Consider the following 18216-nt stretch of genomic DNA (forward strand, 5'->3'; position numbering starts at 1 on the left):
TTTTATATGTATTATTAATTTCTTTTATGCTCTCCCTTCTCTTGCACGCAAGAGAGGGCGCCTTACTTTATTTATCCCAATAGCGCTTGCTCAACCAAAGCTAATTGCTGTTGTGCATGTAATGCCGGACTTCCTACAGCAGGAGCCGCAGCAAATTCTCGTCCGGCGTACTGCAGTTTTTGTTCAGGACGTAGACAATCTTTCATGTTGTGTTGGGAAGAGAACCATACGCCTTGATTTTGGGGCTCTTCTTGACACCAGATTACTTCTTTAGCATTTGAATATTTATTTATTTCAGCAATAAGTGCTTTTTTAGGGAACGGATACAATTGCTCGATACGAATTATTGCAATATGCTCCAATTGTTTATCACGACGCATTTGCAGTAAATCATAATAAACCTTTCCACAACATAACACTACTCGTGTAACTTTTTGTGCATCTAAAGTATCAATTTCAGGAATAATATTATGGAATTTCCCTTTAACTAAATCTTCTAAAGGAGACACTGCTAATTTATGCCGTAATAAGCTTTTGGGTGTCATAACAATCAATGGCTTACGGAAATCACGAATCACTTGTCTTCTTAACAAATGGAAAATTTGCGCGGGTGTCGTTGGCGTACACACTTGGATATTATGTTGAGCACAAAGCTGCATAAAACGTTCTAAACGTGCGGAAGAATGCTCAGGCCCTTGTCCTTCATAACCATGAGGCAATAACATCACCAAACCACACAAACGTCCCCACTTTTGTTCGCCTGAACTAATAAATTGGTCAATTACAACTTGAGCACCATTAGCAAAGTCACCAAATTGTGCTTCCCAAAGTACCAAGAAGTTAGGCTCAGAAGAAGCATAACCATATTCAAAAGCCAAAACAGCTTCTTCAGACAGTACCGAATCAATTACTGTAAACGAACGATTTTGCTCATTTTTTATGTGTTCTAACGGCGTAAAAACAGCACCATTTTCAACATCATGTAAAACAGCGTGCCGATGCGCAAACGTTCCACGACCACAATCTTGACCTGACAAACGGACCCCATAGCCTTCCTGGATTAAACTAGCGTACGCCATTGTTTCTGCATAACCCCAATTCATAGGTTGCTCACCTGCAGTCATTTTATCGCGATCACTTAATAAACGTTGCACTACGGGATGTAAGCTAAAACCAGCAGGCAAATCATTTAACTGTTTGGCTAATTTTTGTAAATTAGCTGGGCTAATAGTGGTATCTGCCTTATCGGTCCACTTCGCGTTAATGTAGGGTGTCCAGTCCATGGCAAACTTGCCATCATAATCGCCACGCACCACATCAACTACGGCTTTGCCTTGATCCAGGCCATCACGGTAAGCATCAATTAGCAGCTCAGCTTCTTTGCCCGTAATCAATCCTTGCGAAATGAGCTGCTCGGCATACATTTCCCGCAAAGGACGCATGGATTTAATTTTTTTGTACATCTCTGGTTGGGTTACTGCAGGCTCATCGGCTTCATTATGGCCATGGCGACGGTAACACACGAGATCAATGACTACATCACGATTAAATTTCATTCTAAATTCAAAGGCGATTTGCGTTGCAAATACGACGGCTTCAGGATCATCACCATTCACATGAATAACTGGTGCCTGTACCATCTTAGCCACATCGGTACAATACATTGTTGAGCGTGCATCCAATGGATTACTGGTCGTAAAACCAATTTGGTTATTAATAACAATATGCACGGTTCCACCAGTTGCATAACCACGTGCTTGTGAAAAATTAAAGGTTTCCATTACCACGCCCTGACCAGCAAACGCAGCATCACCATGAATCACAATGGGAACTACTGAATCTTTTTTCAGTAAATCATTACGGCGCTGTAAACGTGCACGTACCGAACCTTCCACTACAGGGCCAATAATTTCTAAGTGCGAGGGGTTAAATGCTAAAGCTAAATGCAATACAGAACCCGATTCAGTTTGGACATCCGATGAAAAGCCCATGTGGTATTTCACATCACCGGTACGCTCTAACTTAATTTTTCCTTCAAATTCTTGGAATAGCTCCTTAGGTTCTTTACCCAAGACGTTAACTAAGACGTTTAAACGTCCACGGTGCGCCATGCCGATGATTAATTCTTTAACATTATCGTTACCGGCGCAATTAATAATTTCCTTCATCATTGGAATTAGTGAATCACCGCCTTCAAGCGAAAAGCGTTTTTGCCCTACATAACGGGTACCTAAATAACGCTCTAAGCCATCTGCAGCAATCAGATCCTTTAAAATTTCCATTTTTTTCGTTGCAGTAAAGGTAGCACGTCCGCGCACTGACTCCATTTTACTTTGTAGCCATGATATTTCATGGATATCAGAAATATGCATGTATTCGATACCAATACTACCGCAATAGGTTTCACGCAATGCAGCATAGATTTCATCTAAAGACATTTCTGGGCCATTAAATGACGTACCAGCAAAAAACTTACGCGTTCTATCAACATTAGCTAAATCATGGAATGTTAAATCCAAATTAGGAACTACAGGGCGCGCCGTCATATCCAGCGGATCAAGTTTTGCCGCAAGATGACCTAGTGCTCTGAAATCATTAATTAAACTGGCAACCTGATATTGATGATTATCTGCTGCTTGTGCTACGTGCGTAGGCTTCTTATCTGCATTTTGTAAAAAGTATTCTCGAACATCACGATGGGATAATTCTTGAGCAGAGCCATTCACCTTAGGTAAGGCGCTGAATACTTCTCTCCAATCGGCAGAAACCGAATTAGGATCAACAAGATAATCCTCATAAAGACTATCAACGTATGCCATACTTCCACCAGACAAATAGGAAGAAGCCCATTCATTTTGCAGATTGGAACTGCTCATTATTTTTTCTCCAAAGGGTGTAGCTATAGATGAGTACTGTATGTAACTAATCAACCTCCTTCTCGTAACAAGATAAGGAGGTTAGGTGAATAATTACTCGATCAAGTTTCTTGTCTTAACATTTGCGTGCGAATTTCTGCAATCGCTTTTGTTGGGTTGAGTCCCTTCGGACAGACATTCGTGCAATTCATAATTGTACGGCAACGAAAGACACTGAATGGATCTTGCAATTTATCCAAACGATGATCCGTGGCAGTATCACGACTGTCTGCTAAAAATCGTCTTGCCTGTAATAACCCGGCAGGACCTACAAATTTTTCTGGATTCCACCAGAAAGAAGGACATGAACTGGTGCAGCATGCACACAAAATACATTCATATAATCCATCAAGCTGAGCACGTTCTTCCGGAGATTGCAAACGCTCTTGCGCGGGCGCATTCTGATCGTTTTGCAAATAAGGCTCAATACGCTCATATTGTTGATAGAACTGGGACATATCAACAGCCAAATCACGAATCACTGGAAAGCCAGGCAACGGACGAACTACAATTTTATCCGTCTTTAACTCAGAAACGTGTGTAATACACGCAAGGCCATTCGTCCCATTAATATTCATCCCATCAGAACCACATACTCCTTCGCGGCATGATCGTCTATAAGTAATGGAAGGATCCTGTTCTGCTTTCAAACGTTCAAGCAAAGTAAGCAGCATGGGATCGCTCTTAGCCGGTATCGCCAACACATAATCTTTCATATAAGGCTTAGCATCCACCTCAGGATTATAGCGATAAATTGATAAAGTCAAATTTCTATTATCTGCCATGTGATATATCCTCTTTAGTAAACGCGTTCTTTCGGCTCAAAAGGCGCAATGTGTTTGGGTGATGTATTAACCGGACGAAAATCGATGGTCTCACCTTCCTCAAAGTACAGTGTATGTTTAATCCAATTCGCATCATCACGTTTTGGATAATCTTCTCGACTGTGTGCCCCACGGCTTTCAGTACGGACAATTGCCGAATGAGCTGTAGCATACGCGGTTGCCATTAAATTATCTAACTCTAAAGCACTAACACGTTCGGTATTAAAGACCTGACTCTTATCGTCTAATTTGGCATGGGCCAAGCGCTCACGGAGTGCTTGTAAACGTTTAAGACCAGACTCCATTACTTCACCAGTACGGAATACGCCAAAGTCTTCTTGCATCACACGTTGCATTTCATCACGAATAACAGCGAGATTCTCACCTTCTTTTGAATCGTTCCAACGATTATAACGCACTAAAGATGCAGCAATATCTTCGTCACTAATGTATGCCATATCGGGTAAGTTATTTGATTGCCAGAGCTCTTCAACATGGATCCCGGCAGCACGACCAAATACGACTAAATCTAATAAGGAATTACCACCTAAACGATTCGCACCATGCACAGAAACACAGGCACACTCACCAACAGCATATAAACCTTCGACAATATGCTCTTCGCCTTTGGTTTTAGTCAGTACTTGTCCATACATATTGGTAGGTATTCCCCCCATACTGTAATGGCAAGTTGGTACGACTGGAATTGGCTCAATAATCGGATCTACACCAGCAAACTTCATGGCTAATTCACGGATTCCGGGTAAACGCGACATAATAAGATCGGCACCTAAATGGTCCAATTTTAATTTAACATAATCGATACCCTGAGGGTCAAAACCTTTACCGGCGCGTATTTCTAACGCCATAGAACGTGCAACCACATCGCGTGAAGCCAAATCTTTAGCACGCGGAGCATAACGCTCCATAAAACGCTCGCCATCTTTATTAATCAGATAACCACCTTCGCCACGACATCCCTCGGTAACTAAAGTACCGGCGCCCGCGATTCCAGTCGGATGAAATTGCCACATTTCCATATCTTGTAAGGGAATACCCGCTCTTAAGGCCATACCAAAACCATCGCCCGTATTAATAAAAGCATTGGTTGTGGATTGATAAATACGCCCCGCCCCACCAGTAGCAAGAATACACACTCGTGATTGGAAAAAGACCACTTCACCAGTTTCGATGTTCATTGCCGTAACACCTGAGATACGACCATGTGCGTCTTTAACAAAATCAAGTGCATACCATTCACTAAAGACATGCGTTTTTGCTTTTAAATTTTGTTGATACAGGGTATGCAATAAAGCATGTCCCGTTCTATCTGCAGCAGCACAGGTACGCGCCGCCTGCTCACCACCAAAATTTTTAGATTGACCACCAAATTGACGCTGATAGATGCGACCATTATCCATACGCGAGAAAGGTAAACCCATATGTTCCAATTCATACACCGCTTCAGGACCAGTCTTACACAGGTATTCGATACTGTCTTGGTCACCAATATAATCAGCACCTTTTACCGTATCGTACATATGCCAGCGCCAATCGTCTTCATGCGAATTTCCCAAAGCACAAGTAATACCACCTTGAGCGGAAACTGTATGTGAACGTGTTGGAAACACTTTAGATAAAAGTGCTACTTTTAAACCCGAATTAGCCATCTGTAGTGCCGCGCGCATTCCCGCACCACCAGCACCAACAATTACTGCATCAAACGTATTACGTGCAATAGCCATGCTTACCGCCCCCAAAGGATCATGAAGCCCCAAGTCAATTGACTAAGAAGCCATAAAAGAACCAGCATTTGTACTGATAAACGCAACACAGTACATTTCAGATAATCTGTAGTCACAGTCCAAAGACCTACCCAGGCATGTAACGTAAGCGCTAACAATGCGCCTGCGGTAGCAATTTGCACTATGGGATTGGCAAATAAAGTATGCCATTGCTCATAGCTCAATGCCGGATGTGACAATAAAAACCCCAGTATAAAAAATACATATACTGCAAAATAAACTGCAGTAACCCTTTGAATTAACCAATCTTTTAACCCATTACCTGTTAAACTGGTGACATTAGTTACCATATCCAGAATCCTAGAAAAATTGTCAAAATAACGGCAAGAACAATTACTAAAACAGCAGTACGCCGACCAGCAGAAAGATGCTCACCAAAACCCAAGTCCATAATCATGTGCCGAATTCCAGCCAGCACATGATAAATCAATGCTGTTCCGAAAGCCCATAACACTAATTTATAGCACGGATGAGTTAATAATGTTTTCATCTGCGCAAAGGACTCTTCAGATTGCAGCGACTGGCCAAAAATAAACAACATAATTGGCAATAATAAGAATAAAACTAGCCCTGAAATCCGATGCAATATAGACGCTATTGCCATCGGGGGAAATTTTAAACTACCCAAATCAAGATTAACGGGTCTTTTCTTGTTCACTGTTAGTTTCTTCCTTAATTTAGAAAAAGTTATAAAATGACGCACAAATGCGAAGTATAGCACTCTGTTTTTATCACGCAAGATTAAGTCATGATGAGAGGAGATATTAGGTGTTAAATGCGTAAAATTTAAACGAAACAGCACTTAAATTGAAAGAAACTTTAGAATTAACACAAATCCTCGCAATCAACTTGCAAGGATTTGCCAATTACTTAACCTTTATTCCGGCAGATTGATGTGGTTGCCTAAAGGTGGAACGTGGTGCTTCTGGAGGGTAGCCAAATTTATCAGCATTTTGTTTAACAATTTGTAAATAACGCTCACCCCAAGCACCAGGATCAAAATTCGTTACGACCACATTATAAGCCAAGTTAATAATGGACTCGAACGCCTTTCGCTGTGGCAGAAGATGCCCACCAAAAGCCACTTGTACTTCGGCTTCAGTACTGATTCCTCCAGATTTTAAGCGTTCAACGAGAATATAAATCATTTTTTCGATAGTCATGTATAATTTATACATCGACATTCCCGCTTTCAACATCTCTTCACCCTTAGAAGTCGATAATTTCGAACCTGAATCATGAATATCATAGACAAACTCAAGTTCATGAGTACCGGGTATTATTTCCGGTTTGATAATTACAGGAGGAAAAATTTTGGGAATAGTTGGCGAAATAATAAAAAGATGAAAATCGGCCCAGTGCCACCAGATTTGATAAACCCGCTCAACCAATGCCACGGGATCATTTAAATCGGCTTCCATTTCCAATTTTCGCAGATCAAGGCCATGCTCGTCGGGACGATCTGAATATTCAATATTGTCTGATTCTGCCATGTGCTTACCCAAATACTCAAGCGTATACGGTTATATTAGCCCAAATTTAACGGATGAGCACGAAAGATGAAACAGATAAGGGTAAAAAAGATGTAAAAAAATAATTTAGAAACAATGGTTATGAATTTTAGGTAATGAAGATCTGCTGCTGGCGAAGTTCGAACACAACCGTTCGAACTTCGTGTTTATTGATAAGGAACAATAGCCTTTTGATTAACTCAAAGGGATGCTGCCGGTGGGATAGGCTTATCTTGCGTACTCTCCACACCCTCTGTAGGTTTACCAAAAAAGCCGGCTTGATTCAGTGCGCCCTTCACCTGTGCCAATTTTTTTACCGAGTCCGTTTCCCAATTCAGTGATTTAGTGCCAAGAGTTACTACATGAACAATTGCTGCGGCAATTTTGATGAGCAACCCTGACAAATCACGCACCTTGGCTAATTCTCCATTCATTGCCTTATCGACTAACCCCGTGCAATTGCTTTGAAATCCCTTCCAAGAAAGCGTTCCAGCAAGCACGTGCTTTTTTTGTATTAACAGTTGTGCATGTAACGTGCTTACCTCATTAGCAACTGCAGTATGGTTCCTCTCTCTTAGGTTCGTTTCTTTAACTTTTAATTCAAGCAGAGCCTTATCAAATACTGAAAAATCACCTTGAAATTTTCCGGAAACGCCCGAATCATTAATCAATTGTATGGTATTATTCAAATAGTGCCCAGGATTTTGCACGATCAGGTTAAAACGTTTTTGGACGATTTCACTGTCTTTAGCAGATAGCCCAGCGTCAGGTAAGTCAATGATTTCTTTGTCAATTAAAATACTATGAAAAACTGTTTCTAATGCCGCAAGGGGTACCTGTTCTAATAAATCCAAGCGGTCTTTATAAGATTCATAAAATTTTTGTAGTTCAAGGTCAAAAAATGTATACACCCCATACTCACGAGTTAATTTATTGTTGTCGGCACGCACCGAAATAAACGAATTTAAGCCAAAAATATCTTTAGGACCGAATGGGCGTTCATTTTCAGGCAGCCCTTTCGCTTTTAAAAATTGTTCCATGTTTTTACCAAAATCAATGACCTCTTTAATGGAGGAATACTTATCAAAATAAAGGGTAAATTGATCATTGTCTTGGAATCTACTGTCGCTTTGCGCCGTTGTAGAACGTACTAATTTAAATTTAAAACGCATATTTGGAAATGCATCTTGTTGTTGGGCCATATAACGCACAATATCTTTTACCAAATCTGCATCATATTGAGCAATGTCATTAATGCTTAGATGAAGCTTTACGCTACCCTCATCATTTTCATAATGCATCTGCTCAAGACGATTTTTTAATATTTTTTTCTGCGCATCCAACCGTGCGTAGTTCCCTTGCAATCGACGCAGTTCGAGCGTGACTTCACCCATCTGATCCATCTGTGGTTTATATCGTTTTTTTAACGGGAATGCGGCATATTCGTCGAGAACAACTGCGATAAAATGAAAGCCTATCCGTTCAAGATGACGCGATGGTAATGATTCAATTGCCTTCATCATCAAGCCATTAAAATCATTTACCATACCAAATAATTCTTTTGCGCCCACCATATTTGACTCCGAAGCATATTGCCCTACTAATAAGTGCTTAAATTATACACGAAAAAGATTATGGTAATATTAAACGCAATCTGACCTATCTTTTTTACATTTAATTCGCCTTCGATAACATTTTGCATTGAGGCAATAGGTGTGATCATTAAGAAAGATACTGATAATACTCAAGTGATTGTATGCGGCATTTAAAACAAGTACTCTGACAATTGGCTTTTTCCTGACATTTACGGATGATGCCTTTACCAACCCATAGATCAAGCATAGGCTGTAAGGCGGGTAGATCTAAGTGAAATTCTCGGGCTAATTGCTGGGTGCTAACCACTCCTTGGCGACCAATATAATCACGTATTTGTAATAGCATTTTGCCTCCTAATACTGCGTTTACTGTAACAACGCACGACAATGACTAAAAATAAAGCAAGCAATGAAGTGCTAATCCAGAAAAAACTATATGAGGAAGATTCTATAAATTGCGCAGCCTGATAAAAACCAACCGCAGCCACATAAGCAACAATAAAAGACCAGGCTACAGACATCCACATATATTTCTTATTTGCTTCTTGGCGAATCGCGGCCATCGTAGACACACAAGGGATATACAGCAACACAAAGAGCAGGTATGCATAAGCGCCGATTCGTCCATCAAAGCGTTGCGCCATAATTCCATAAACAGATTGCGATACGGAATTGTCAGCCGCACTCGCTAATACTGGATTCGCTAACGCCGAGCCCAATTGTGCTAAATTCAGAGGAATAGACCATAAAGCAGTCTTAAGACCGGCCCAAAAATCAAAATGAGCTGCCGCGATTTCCCCCAAATGCCCAACTTGGGCATACAGTGAATTTAACGTCCCAACCACCACTTCTTTAGCCAACATCCCCGTTAATAAACCGACAGTTGCTGGCCAATTGTCTTGATGGATTCCCATCGGCGCAAATAAAGGCGTAATCCATTGCCCAATGATGGACAATAAGGACCGCGTACTGGCGTCTCCTGAATTAATGCCTCCCCCTAGGGTAATCGCATTTAAACCACCTAAAATAACACAAATAGGAATAATTAATTTGCCCGCGCGCAGCACAAAAAAACGCAGTCGCATCAATGTTTCTTTAAATAAACGCGGTAAAGAGGGCCGATGATAAGCTGGCAACTCTAAAATTAATGGTGAGGCATGCCCTTTTAAAATGGATTTACGTAAAATGAAACCAGTTAATACCGCCATTAAAATACCAACCAGATATAAAGAAAAGACGATGTTTTGCCCACCAGAAGGGAAAAATGCAGCCACAAATACCGCATAAATTGCCAAACGCGCACTGCAAGACATAAATGGACTCATCATCACCGTTAATAAGCGGTCGCGTTCAGAATCCAAAGTACGTGCCGCCATAATTGCAGGCACGTTACAACCAAAGCCGACAATCATTGGTACAAATGATTTACCCGGCAAACCAAGAATACGCATTGCTTTATCAACCACAAAAGCAGCCCTTGACATATATCCTGAAGTTTCCAAGAGCGATAAAAAGAAAAACATGGCCGCAATAACAGGAATAAAGGTTAAGGTGGTATTAATTCCTTTCCCAATTCCATTCGCTAAAATAGCAATTAACCAGTTAGGGGCATGCATTTGCTGCATAAGCCAGGCCGTTCCTTGCACAAAAATCGTATCCGTACTGATGTCAAAAAAATCTTGGAATGCCCCACCGACATTAATGGCAAATAAAAACATCAAATACATCATGCCAAAAAAGATGGGTAAAGCCCAAAAACGATGCAGCACAATTCGATCTAATTTTGCCGTAAAATGCTCACTGGCATCACTACGTTTTTGTTGTACAGCCGTCACAACCTCATGAATACGTTGATAACGGGCATCTGCCAGTAACACATCCAGACTTAAATCACTCTGATTAAATGCAGGCAAATCACGCTTAATGGCTTCATCAACCGGCAACACATCGCCCTCTGCAACACGACGTGAATAGTAATAAGCCAGCGCTTGGCTATACCCCTCGTTAATTAGGGTCTGCTCTATCGTCATTAATGCCTGCTGTAGGGAAGCCGATAAAGGAAGCGCCCAGGGTAAAATAACTTGCGGCAAGTTAATTATTGCCTCACTAAGGGCCGCAATACCTACTTTCTTATGTGCTTGAATGGGGATTACTGGACAGCCCAAGAGGTGAGCTAAGGCATTTACATCAATGGAAATGCCACGTTGTTGCGCGATATCCATCATATTCAAGGCGATAATTACAGGCTTACCTAATTCTAAAATTTGACTGGTCAAATACAGATGTCGTTCAAGATGACAGGCATCTATCACATTCACAATGCAATCTGTATGCATGGTCGCTACCGATTGAGCAGCAATGTGCTCATCCTGACTAATACCACCAGAATTAGCGACTAACGAATACACTCCTGGTAAGTCGGTGATTTCAATTAACTGTTTTCCTAAGGAAAATGTGCCCGTCTTTTTCTCAACCGTGACTCCAGGCCAATTACCTATACGTTGATTATCACCGGTTAAGGCATTGAATAAGGTCGTCTTGCCGCAATTGGGGTTGCCTACCAATAAAACATGAGTCATATACGCTCCAAAACCAATTGACTTGCTTCTTCTTTTCGCAAAGTCAAAGAAGTTCCTCTGATGTCAATTTGGATAGGGCATCCTAAAGGAGCAATACGAACAATGACAAATTCCGCACCACAAGTAACCCCCAAAGACAAAAGTCTACGTCTGTATTGGCTATCGGTCGCACCGAAATTGATTAATCGCGCTCTATCGCCTTGAACTAAGTCAGTAATTCGCATCATGGACAATAACAATGGTAGAAATGATTAAAGTCTAACACAAATGATATCGAGAATCATTCTCAGATAAGAAAAAAATTATACATTTTCCCATCTAAGATCCTAGGGGCTGTTGCCATTTCGCTAGCTTGAGTCAAAATAGGCTGATTTTCGAGCACAGGAACACAACATACACGCAGTATGTGAGTACCGAAGCACAGAAAACCTGCCTATTTTGGCCAAGATAGTAGAAAGGTCAACAACCCCTAAACCATCTCCTGTACTTGACGTTTGGGATGACGATTTAAATAATCAACTGATTGCATTTCTATTAAACGACTTAAAGTACGTTTAAACGTTTCTGCCAGTTCTCCTTTCACATAAAGTTCGGCAACAGGTACGGCTGCCGAAATAATAATATTAATTCCACGGTCATACATCACATCGATAAAATGAATGAACATAATCGTCTGTAAGGTATGATTCTCCGTCAATACCGGTACATCACTGACAAAAATATTATCATATTTATCAGCAATTTCTAAATAATCTAATTGACTGCGCGGCAAATTACATAAAACATCAAAGGCAAACCAAATCGATACTTTTCCGCATTGCAAATAGGGTATATCACGATTTTGGATCACAATAAAACCCTGCTCCTCAAAAGCACCAGCTAATTGCGCAAATTGATGCGCCATCGTCTGTTTGGTCTGTGCATTCAAAGGATGCAAATAAGCATCAACCAAAGGTTCACGTCCTATACGATAGTCTCTTTGCTCATTCAAATTTAGTACGTCACAATTTTGATTAATTGCCGCAATAGCCGGTAAAAAACGCGCACGATGGACGCCATTCTTGTATAAATCGTTGGGTAGCATATTGGATGAAATAACTAAAATAACGCCCTGCGCGATTAAAGCTTGCAAAAGTTCCGCTAAAATCATGGCATAAGCCACATCATGAACCAAAAACTCATCAAAACACAACACACGAATCGACTTTGCCAACTTCTTAGCGATTTGACGCAATGGATCTTTTTGTCCCTGCAAACGTCGCAGCTGTGCATCAATCTGCTGCATAAAATGATGGAAGTGAAAACGTGCCTTCTTAGGCTCTGCTACATGGTCATAAAATAAGTCCACCAGGTACGTCTTTCCCGCACCGACCGGTCCATAAATGTATAAACCCTTAATATGGGGTTTATGTATACGAGAAAACCACGACGAATTCGCTTTTTTTAAATTGTCAGCGAGCCGTTCCATATGGATTAGAATATCGCGCTGCAACGGATCATCATTAATTTCGCCGCGCTCAATTGCGGCGTCATATTCGGTCATTAATGTCATAAGGAGACAACCTGCGAAACAAGATACTCTGTAAGTTTAGCTTTAAGTTCAATTAATTTCCCATGAAAAAAATGCGTGGTATTGGCAAAGCGAAGCACGGGAATTTCAGGCTGCGCATGTTTTGCAAAATCAAAAACGAGCTCCGGTGGCACTACCTCATCTTCTTCGCCTTGCACAATTAACCACGGATAAGGAGCAGGCGTAAATTCCTGGTAGTTGTAATGATGTAGGGCCGGTGCAATAGTGATCAGTAAATGGTGAGCACATTGAGCTGCAGTGCGATAAGCCACAAAAGAACCAAAAGAAAAACCAGCAAAAATAAACTTTACCTGCGCTTGCTCCTTTTGCCATGCATACGCCAAAGACAACATATCTGCACTTTCGCCAATTCCAGCGTCATAAACACCTTCTGATTGACCAACCCCACGAAAATTAAAACGCAACGAAGGAATGCCAAGATCTTTAAAAGTACGCGCCATGGTCGTCACTACTTTATTGGTCATTGTGCCGCCCTGCAACGAATGTGGATGCCCTAAAAAGGCAACATAATCCGAATTAATACGTTCAGGAACAGTTAGAATAGCTTCCACTTGGCCAGCCAAACCATATAGAAACAGAGAATGCTCGCCTGGGCTCGCTAATTTTTCGGTGATTTGCATAAAAAACCTGTTATTATAACGAGCACAAATGATAACTCAGAATCAAAGATGAATAAAATGCATGGCGAACAAAAAGAATCAGCGGCCACCGAACAGGCTTCCGCCCCCCTACGGTCTAAGCGCTTCCTTTTGTTAGTCATAGTACCTGCGGTGATTATTTTTTCCGGACTAATCATGTATCTTCTCGGTGGACGCTATGTCGCTACAGACAATGCGTATGTTAAAGCCGATATGATTCCGCTAAGCCCACAAGTTTCAGGCGTAATTCAAGAAGTCTTTGTCCAGGAAAACCAAAAGGTGAACAAGGATCAACTACTGTATCGTATTGATCCTCAGCCATTTAAAGTTGCTTTAGCTAAAGCTGAATCAAAATTAGCCCAGGTGACTATTGACCTTATGTCGCTCAAAGCCAACTATCGTGAAAAACAAGCAGAAATCGCTTTGGCACGAACCAAATACAATTTTTCTTTACGCAATAAAAAACGCCAGTCCGATCTAGCGGCAAAGCATTTTACTTCTCAGTCAAGTCTTGATGACGCCAGTGAAAGTGCAGAAATTGCCGCCCAACAAATAATCACTACCGAACAGAATTTACAAAGCCTGGCAGAATCACTGGCCGGAAGTGTGAATACACCTATTGAACAACATCCCTCTTATTTAGTAGCCAAAGCAGAACTAGAACAAGCACAGCTGAACTTGGCACATACAGAAGTCAAAGCACCGGTTACCGGAACAATTAACATTCCCCCGAAACAAGGACAATATGTAAGCCAAGGAATTATTTCCATGTCATTGGTTGCCAATGAGCACCCATGGATTGAAGCAAATTTCACCGAAAAAGAATTAACTTATGTGCGCCCCGGACAAAAGGTGGTTACGACCATTGATATTTATCCTGGAAAAAAATGGACTGGTGTGGTGCAAAGTATCAGTCCGGCAACCGGCTCTGAATTTTCAATTATTCCCGCGCAAAATGGGACCGGTAACTGGGTTAAAATAGCGCAACGTATTGCTGTGCGCATTCAATTGGATGCGGCTCCTCAAGCTCCAAATCTACGTTCAGGATTAAGTTCTTGGGTTGAAATTGATACGGGACATAAACGTTATTCATTAAAGAAGACAACAGGATAACTAATGTAGGTTCAGATGTCTGTCGTTAAGTTAAGGAAACAACCTGGTGATTCATCTCCAGCTCCAGAGCGCATTGACATCGAGGCTAGCAAAGCGTTGAGACAGCGCTACCGCGCCTCCTCGGCTCGAACGGAGCAAGGTTAACCTTGACTTGAGGACTAAACACTATCTGCTGATCGCATAACAAAATGGCTCACAAACTATGTTAGAAAATACTTCATCCCCCAAACCAGCAGACCGGCTATTCATTACCTTCTCAGTAATGCTTGCCACCGTGATGCAATCATTAGATACCACTATTGCGAATGTCGCCTTACCGCATATGCAAGGAGGAATGGGGGCAACCCAAGAACAAATTTCTTGGGTTCTCACTTCATACATCGTTGCCGCAGCAATATTTACTCCACTTACTGGTTTTTTAGGCGATCGTTTTGGTCGTAAACAAATCTTTATCTGGTCGGTTATTGGTTTTACCGTGGCGTCCATGCTTTGTGGCGCGGCTCAAAGCTTAATGCAAATAATCTTATTCCGCTTACTGCAGGGAATCTTTGGCGCCAGTTTAATACCCTTATCCCAATCCGTATTACTCGATGCCTATCCGCCCGAAAAACACGGTTCGGCAATGGCAATGTGGGGCATGGGGGTTATGGTCGGCCCCATTCTTGGTCCGTCACTCGGGGGTTGGTTAACGGAATATTACAACTGGCGCTGGGTATTCTACATTAACCTCCCCTTCGGCATTCTCGCCTGGTTAGGCTTAACGATGTTCCTCCAGGAAAACAAACTCAAATTAGGCAAACATTTTGACCTGATCGGCTTTGCTTTTTTGAGTATAGCTATTGGCTCATTACAGCTCTTTCTTGACCGTGGCGAGTCATTAGACTGGTTAAATAGTCATGAAATTATTATTGAAGGATTAATTACCTTAATTTGCCTGTATTTATTCATCGTGCAGATCATGACGTCACGTTCACCATTTATTGATCCGGCCATGTTTAAAGATCGTAACTTTAGTGTCGGCCTAATGTTTATTTTTATTATTGGCATTATTTTATTAGCCACTATGGCCCTAATGCCACCCTACATGCAAAGCTTATTAAATTATCCAGTGATTGACGTCGGATTGCTCCTGGCTCCGCGCGGTATAGGCACGATGACGGCGATGATGATTGTCGGCAGGCTTTCAGGAACAGTCGATGCGCGTTACCAAATTTTTCTTGGCCTAATGCTTACCAGCTACTCATTATGGCTGATGACCCTATTCAATACGGACATTAGTGGCCATGATATTGTCGCCTCGGGCATCATCCAGGGACTGGGATTGGGCTTTATTTTCGTGCCCTTATCAACCCTGTCCTTTGCCACGTTACCCTCACAATACCGTAATGACGGCACCTCTTTATTTAGCCTGTTAAGAAATATTGGCAGTAGTATTGGTATCTCCATTGTCATGACAAAATTAGCGCAAAACACACAAATTAATCATGCCGCCTATGCTAATTTCATGACGCCATTTAATCTTAATTTAAAACACGCCAATGAATTAGGCGTTTTTAATATTAACTCACTCAACGGCCTGACAGCCCTTAATGCTGAAGTTACAAGACAAGCAACTGTATTGGCTTATTTACAGGATTTTCGTTTTATGATGTGGTTGGTGTTATCAGCCCTACCGCTCTTGTTTTTCTTAAAAGCGCCCATAAAAAAATCTGCAGCGAAGATGCCTTCTCAATTACCTGAATTTGAACTATGATATTCATGCTTTTTTATTGGTTTAAAAGAGCATGAATGCGTTGACCTTCTATGGCAGCGACCTTTTATATTCTCATTTAGGAGGACTTGATCCATGCGACAGGTACCTGTAGTACTCTGTATTACCGTTCATCACGATGCTCACTTCACCTTACTAAGGAGTGCAGCATGAAAATCCAAGACTTTATACGTAAAAAGCAAGAGCAAAAAAAAATTGCGATGCTAACTTGTTACGACTATCCTTCTGCATGCACTATTGCTGAATCGAACATCGATTGCGTGCTCGTTGGCGACTCGGTAGCAATGACCGTACATGGCCATGAAAATACGATTATGGCGACCATTGACATGATGGTACTGCATACCCAAGCGGTTGCTCGCGGTTTAAAACAACAGTTTCTCATCACTGACTTGCCTTTTTTAAGTCATAAAATATCGATAGCGCAAACCATTACCAATGTGACCAGTCTTCTACGTGCTGGAGCACATGCGGTAAAAATTGAAGGTGGCGATGCAGACACCTGTGATACCATCGCGCATTTAGTAAACGCAGGGGTTCCAGTTATGGGGCATATTGGTTTAACCCCTCAGTCCATTCATCAATTGGGTGGCTTTAAAGTACAAGGAAAAAGCCAGGAACAAGCGGAGCTTTTACTGCAACAAGCCCTTAATTTAGAGCAAGCCGGTTGTTTTGCCGTGGTTATTGAATGTGTACCACAACAACTGGCACAAGCGATAACCAGCGCCTTGACGATACCGACGATTGGTATTGGGGCTGGCTCTCATACCGATGGCCAAGTTCTTGTCTGGCATGACATGTTGGGACTACAAACAAGTTTTAATCCCAAGTTTGTCAAACGATATGCTCAAGGCAAAGAAGTTTTTCTTGAGGCAATAAATCATTATGCACAGCAAGTGCAACAAGTGAGCTTCCCAGCACCAGAACATTCATTTTAACTAAATATTATTATGGTGCTATTTTTTATTAAATGGCTCCATTCACCAACGATTAGGAGTAATTCGTGCAAGTTTTCCATGATCTTAATGAGTGGATACGTTTTCGTAGAAATCTATCTCCTGAATTAACTATTGGCTTTGCGCCAACTATGGGTAATTTACATGCTGGCCATGCTTCTTTATTTTTGGCAAGCCAGAAAGAAAATAACTATACTGTTTCCAGCTTATTTGTTAACCCAACTCAATTTAATCAAGCAGATGACTTTACCCATTACCCTCGCAGCTTAGATGCTGATTTACAGCTTATGGAAAAGACCGGTGTTGATTTTTGCATTCTGCCTCATGATAAGGCGATGTATCCAGATCAATACAATTACCAGGTTCATGAGCACCAACTGTCACAACTAATGGAAGGAAAACACCGTCCTGGACACTTTGATGGTGTATTAACCGTCGTAATGAAATTATTGAACTTAGTAAAACCGCAGCATGCTTATTTTGGCGAAAAAGATTACCAACAATATGTGCTCATTCGTGAAATGACTGCCGCATTTTTTATGGATGTGGACATAATCGCCTGTCCGATAATTCGCGAGCCCAGTGGTTTAGCTTACAGTTCGCGAAATAATCGTCTGAATCAAGAACAAAAAGCTTTAGCTGAAATTTTTGCCCAACTGTTTCAGCAAAAAGATAAAAACTGTATCCAGATTCAAGAAGAGTTAATGACAAAAAACATTGCCGTAGAATATATTGAGGAATACGAAAACCGCCGCTTTGCAGCAGTACGCATTGGGGAGATTCGTTTAATTGATAATTATACGATCTAAGACCATGAGACTGATGAAGCACAAGGCAGGGTAACCACGATGCGCTGAGCGTTGTTATGGCTTTGGGGCAATGGAATTATTAAAGATATCCGGCTAAAATAGGTTGGGT

At 41.4% G+C, this 18216-nt stretch carries 16 protein-coding genes; 4 read left to right on the forward strand and 12 right to left on the reverse strand.

The genetic code is table 11. From position 1 onward, the window contains the following. Positions 1 to 71 precede the first annotated feature (71 nt). The 12 genes from LDG_RS13860 to LDG_RS13915 all read right to left on the reverse strand — a co-directional run bounded on the left by LDG_RS13860 (position 72) and on the right by LDG_RS13915 (position 13440). A complete protein-coding gene (locus LDG_RS13860; RefSeq protein ID WP_006872039.1) occupies positions 72 to 2876 on the reverse strand; it encodes a 2-oxoglutarate dehydrogenase E1 component in 2805 nt (934 codons plus the stop codon). A 101-nt stretch (positions 2877 to 2977) separates the two neighbouring features. Continuing rightward, positions 2978 to 3700 (reverse strand): succinate dehydrogenase iron-sulfur subunit, encoded by a 723-nt coding sequence (locus LDG_RS13865; RefSeq protein WP_006872040.1) that lies wholly within the window; start codon positions 3698 to 3700, stop codon positions 2978 to 2980. Between the two features lie 14 nt (positions 3701 to 3714). Further along, a complete protein-coding gene (sdhA, locus tag LDG_RS13870; RefSeq protein WP_006872041.1) occupies positions 3715 to 5484 on the reverse strand; it encodes a succinate dehydrogenase flavoprotein subunit in 1770 nt (589 codons plus the stop codon). Between the two features lie 2 nt (positions 5485 to 5486). After that, the gene (sdhD, locus tag LDG_RS13875) at positions 5487 to 5834 is read right to left on the reverse strand and encodes a succinate dehydrogenase, hydrophobic membrane anchor protein (RefSeq protein ID WP_006872042.1); all 348 of its coding nucleotides are present in this window, start codon (positions 5832 to 5834) and stop codon (positions 5487 to 5489) included. Further along, positions 5828 to 6202, reverse strand: a complete 375-nt coding sequence (sdhC, locus tag LDG_RS13880) for a succinate dehydrogenase, cytochrome b556 subunit (RefSeq protein WP_006872043.1) — start codon at positions 6200 to 6202, stop codon at positions 5828 to 5830. The genes sdhD and sdhC overlap by 7 nt, the downstream gene beginning before the upstream one ends. A 208-nt stretch (positions 6203 to 6410) precedes the next feature. Next, entirely contained in the window at positions 6411 to 7037 is a 627-nt protein-coding gene (locus tag LDG_RS13885) for a hypothetical protein (RefSeq protein ID WP_006872044.1), read from the reverse strand. 218 nt (positions 7038 to 7255) lie between these two features. After that, positions 7256 to 8629, reverse strand: a complete 1374-nt coding sequence (locus LDG_RS18655) for a hypothetical protein (protein WP_006872045.1) — start codon at positions 8627 to 8629, stop codon at positions 7256 to 7258. Between the two features lie 148 nt (positions 8630 to 8777). Then, complete coding sequence (locus tag LDG_RS13895; protein ID WP_006872047.1) at positions 8778 to 8996, reverse strand: FeoC-like transcriptional regulator; 219 nt, start codon at positions 8994 to 8996, stop codon at positions 8778 to 8780. After that, on the reverse strand, positions 8977 to 11229 hold the full coding sequence (gene feoB, locus LDG_RS13900) for a Fe(2+) transporter permease subunit FeoB (RefSeq protein ID WP_006872048.1): 2253 nt from the start codon (positions 11227 to 11229) through the stop codon (positions 8977 to 8979). The genes LDG_RS13895 and feoB overlap by 20 nt, the downstream gene beginning before the upstream one ends. Beyond that, complete coding sequence (locus LDG_RS13905; RefSeq protein ID WP_199484694.1) at positions 11226 to 11453, reverse strand: FeoA family protein; 228 nt, start codon at positions 11451 to 11453, stop codon at positions 11226 to 11228. The genes feoB and LDG_RS13905 overlap by 4 nt, the downstream gene beginning before the upstream one ends. A 245-nt stretch (positions 11454 to 11698) precedes the next feature. Next, entirely contained in the window at positions 11699 to 12781 is a 1083-nt protein-coding gene (gene zapE, locus LDG_RS13910; RefSeq protein ID WP_006872050.1) for a cell division protein ZapE, read from the reverse strand. Further along, a complete protein-coding gene (locus LDG_RS13915) occupies positions 12778 to 13440 on the reverse strand; it encodes an alpha/beta hydrolase (RefSeq protein ID WP_006872051.1) in 663 nt (220 codons plus the stop codon). The genes zapE and LDG_RS13915 overlap by 4 nt, the downstream gene beginning before the upstream one ends. A 48-nt stretch (positions 13441 to 13488) precedes the next feature. Between LDG_RS13915 and LDG_RS13920 the strand changes: the two genes are divergently transcribed. The 4 genes from LDG_RS13920 to panC all read left to right on the forward strand — a co-directional run bounded on the left by LDG_RS13920 (position 13489) and on the right by panC (position 18107). Next, positions 13489 to 14571 (forward strand): HlyD family secretion protein, encoded by a 1083-nt coding sequence (locus LDG_RS13920; protein ID WP_040535995.1) that lies wholly within the window; start codon positions 13489 to 13491, stop codon positions 14569 to 14571. Positions 14572 to 14773: 202 nt separating this feature from the next. Next, positions 14774 to 16324, forward strand: a complete 1551-nt coding sequence (locus LDG_RS13925) for a DHA2 family efflux MFS transporter permease subunit (protein WP_006872055.1) — start codon at positions 14774 to 14776, stop codon at positions 16322 to 16324. A gap of 167 nt (positions 16325 to 16491) precedes the next feature. After that, the gene (gene panB / locus LDG_RS13930; RefSeq protein WP_006872056.1) at positions 16492 to 17280 is read left to right on the forward strand and encodes a 3-methyl-2-oxobutanoate hydroxymethyltransferase; all 789 of its coding nucleotides are present in this window, start codon (positions 16492 to 16494) and stop codon (positions 17278 to 17280) included. Positions 17281 to 17345: 65 nt separating this feature from the next. Next, positions 17346 to 18107, forward strand: a complete 762-nt coding sequence (gene panC, locus LDG_RS13935) for a pantoate--beta-alanine ligase (protein WP_006872057.1) — start codon at positions 17346 to 17348, stop codon at positions 18105 to 18107. Positions 18108 to 18216: the final 109 nt, after the last annotated feature.

It is taken from the genome of Legionella drancourtii LLAP12 (assembly GCF_000162755.2).
GTDB lineage: Bacteria > Pseudomonadota > Gammaproteobacteria > Legionellales > Legionellaceae > Legionella > Legionella drancourtii.

Bases quoted from the DNA above. Each gene is read 5' to 3' on its own strand.
- LDG_RS13915 (WP_006872051.1), bottom strand. From the start codon at position 13,440: ATGCAAATCACCGAAAAATTAGCGAGCCCAGGCGAGCATTCTCTGTTT.
- LDG_RS13860 (WP_006872039.1), bottom strand. From the start codon at position 2,876: ATGAGCAGTTCCAATCTGCAAAATGAATGGGCTTCTTCCTATTTGTCT.
- panB (WP_006872056.1), top strand. From the start codon at position 16,492: ATGAAAATCCAAGACTTTATACGTAAAAAGCAAGAGCAAAAAAAAATT.
- sdhA (WP_006872041.1), bottom strand. From the start codon at position 5,484: ATGGCTATTGCACGTAATACGTTTGATGCAGTAATTGTTGGTGCTGGT.
- LDG_RS13905 (WP_199484694.1), bottom strand. From the start codon at position 11,453: ATGCGAATTACTGACTTAGTTCAAGGCGATAGAGCGCGATTAATCAAT.
- sdhD (WP_006872042.1), bottom strand. From the start codon at position 5,834: ATGGTAACTAATGTCACCAGTTTAACAGGTAATGGGTTAAAAGATTGG.
- LDG_RS18655 (WP_006872045.1), bottom strand. From the start codon at position 8,629: ATGGTGGGCGCAAAAGAATTATTTGGTATGGTAAATGATTTTAATGGC.
- LDG_RS13895 (WP_006872047.1), bottom strand. From the start codon at position 8,996: ATGCTATTACAAATACGTGATTATATTGGTCGCCAAGGAGTGGTTAGC.
- LDG_RS13865 (WP_006872040.1), bottom strand. From the start codon at position 3,700: ATGGCAGATAATAGAAATTTGACTTTATCAATTTATCGCTATAATCCT.
- zapE (WP_006872050.1), bottom strand. From the start codon at position 12,781: ATGACATTAATGACCGAATATGACGCCGCAATTGAGCGCGGCGAAATT.
- feoB (WP_006872048.1), bottom strand. From the start codon at position 11,229: ATGACTCATGTTTTATTGGTAGGCAACCCCAATTGCGGCAAGACGACC.
- LDG_RS13885 (WP_006872044.1), bottom strand. From the start codon at position 7,037: ATGGCAGAATCAGACAATATTGAATATTCAGATCGTCCCGACGAGCAT.
- LDG_RS13925 (WP_006872055.1), top strand. From the start codon at position 14,774: ATGTTAGAAAATACTTCATCCCCCAAACCAGCAGACCGGCTATTCATT.
- LDG_RS13920 (WP_040535995.1), top strand. From the start codon at position 13,489: ATGAATAAAATGCATGGCGAACAAAAAGAATCAGCGGCCACCGAACAG.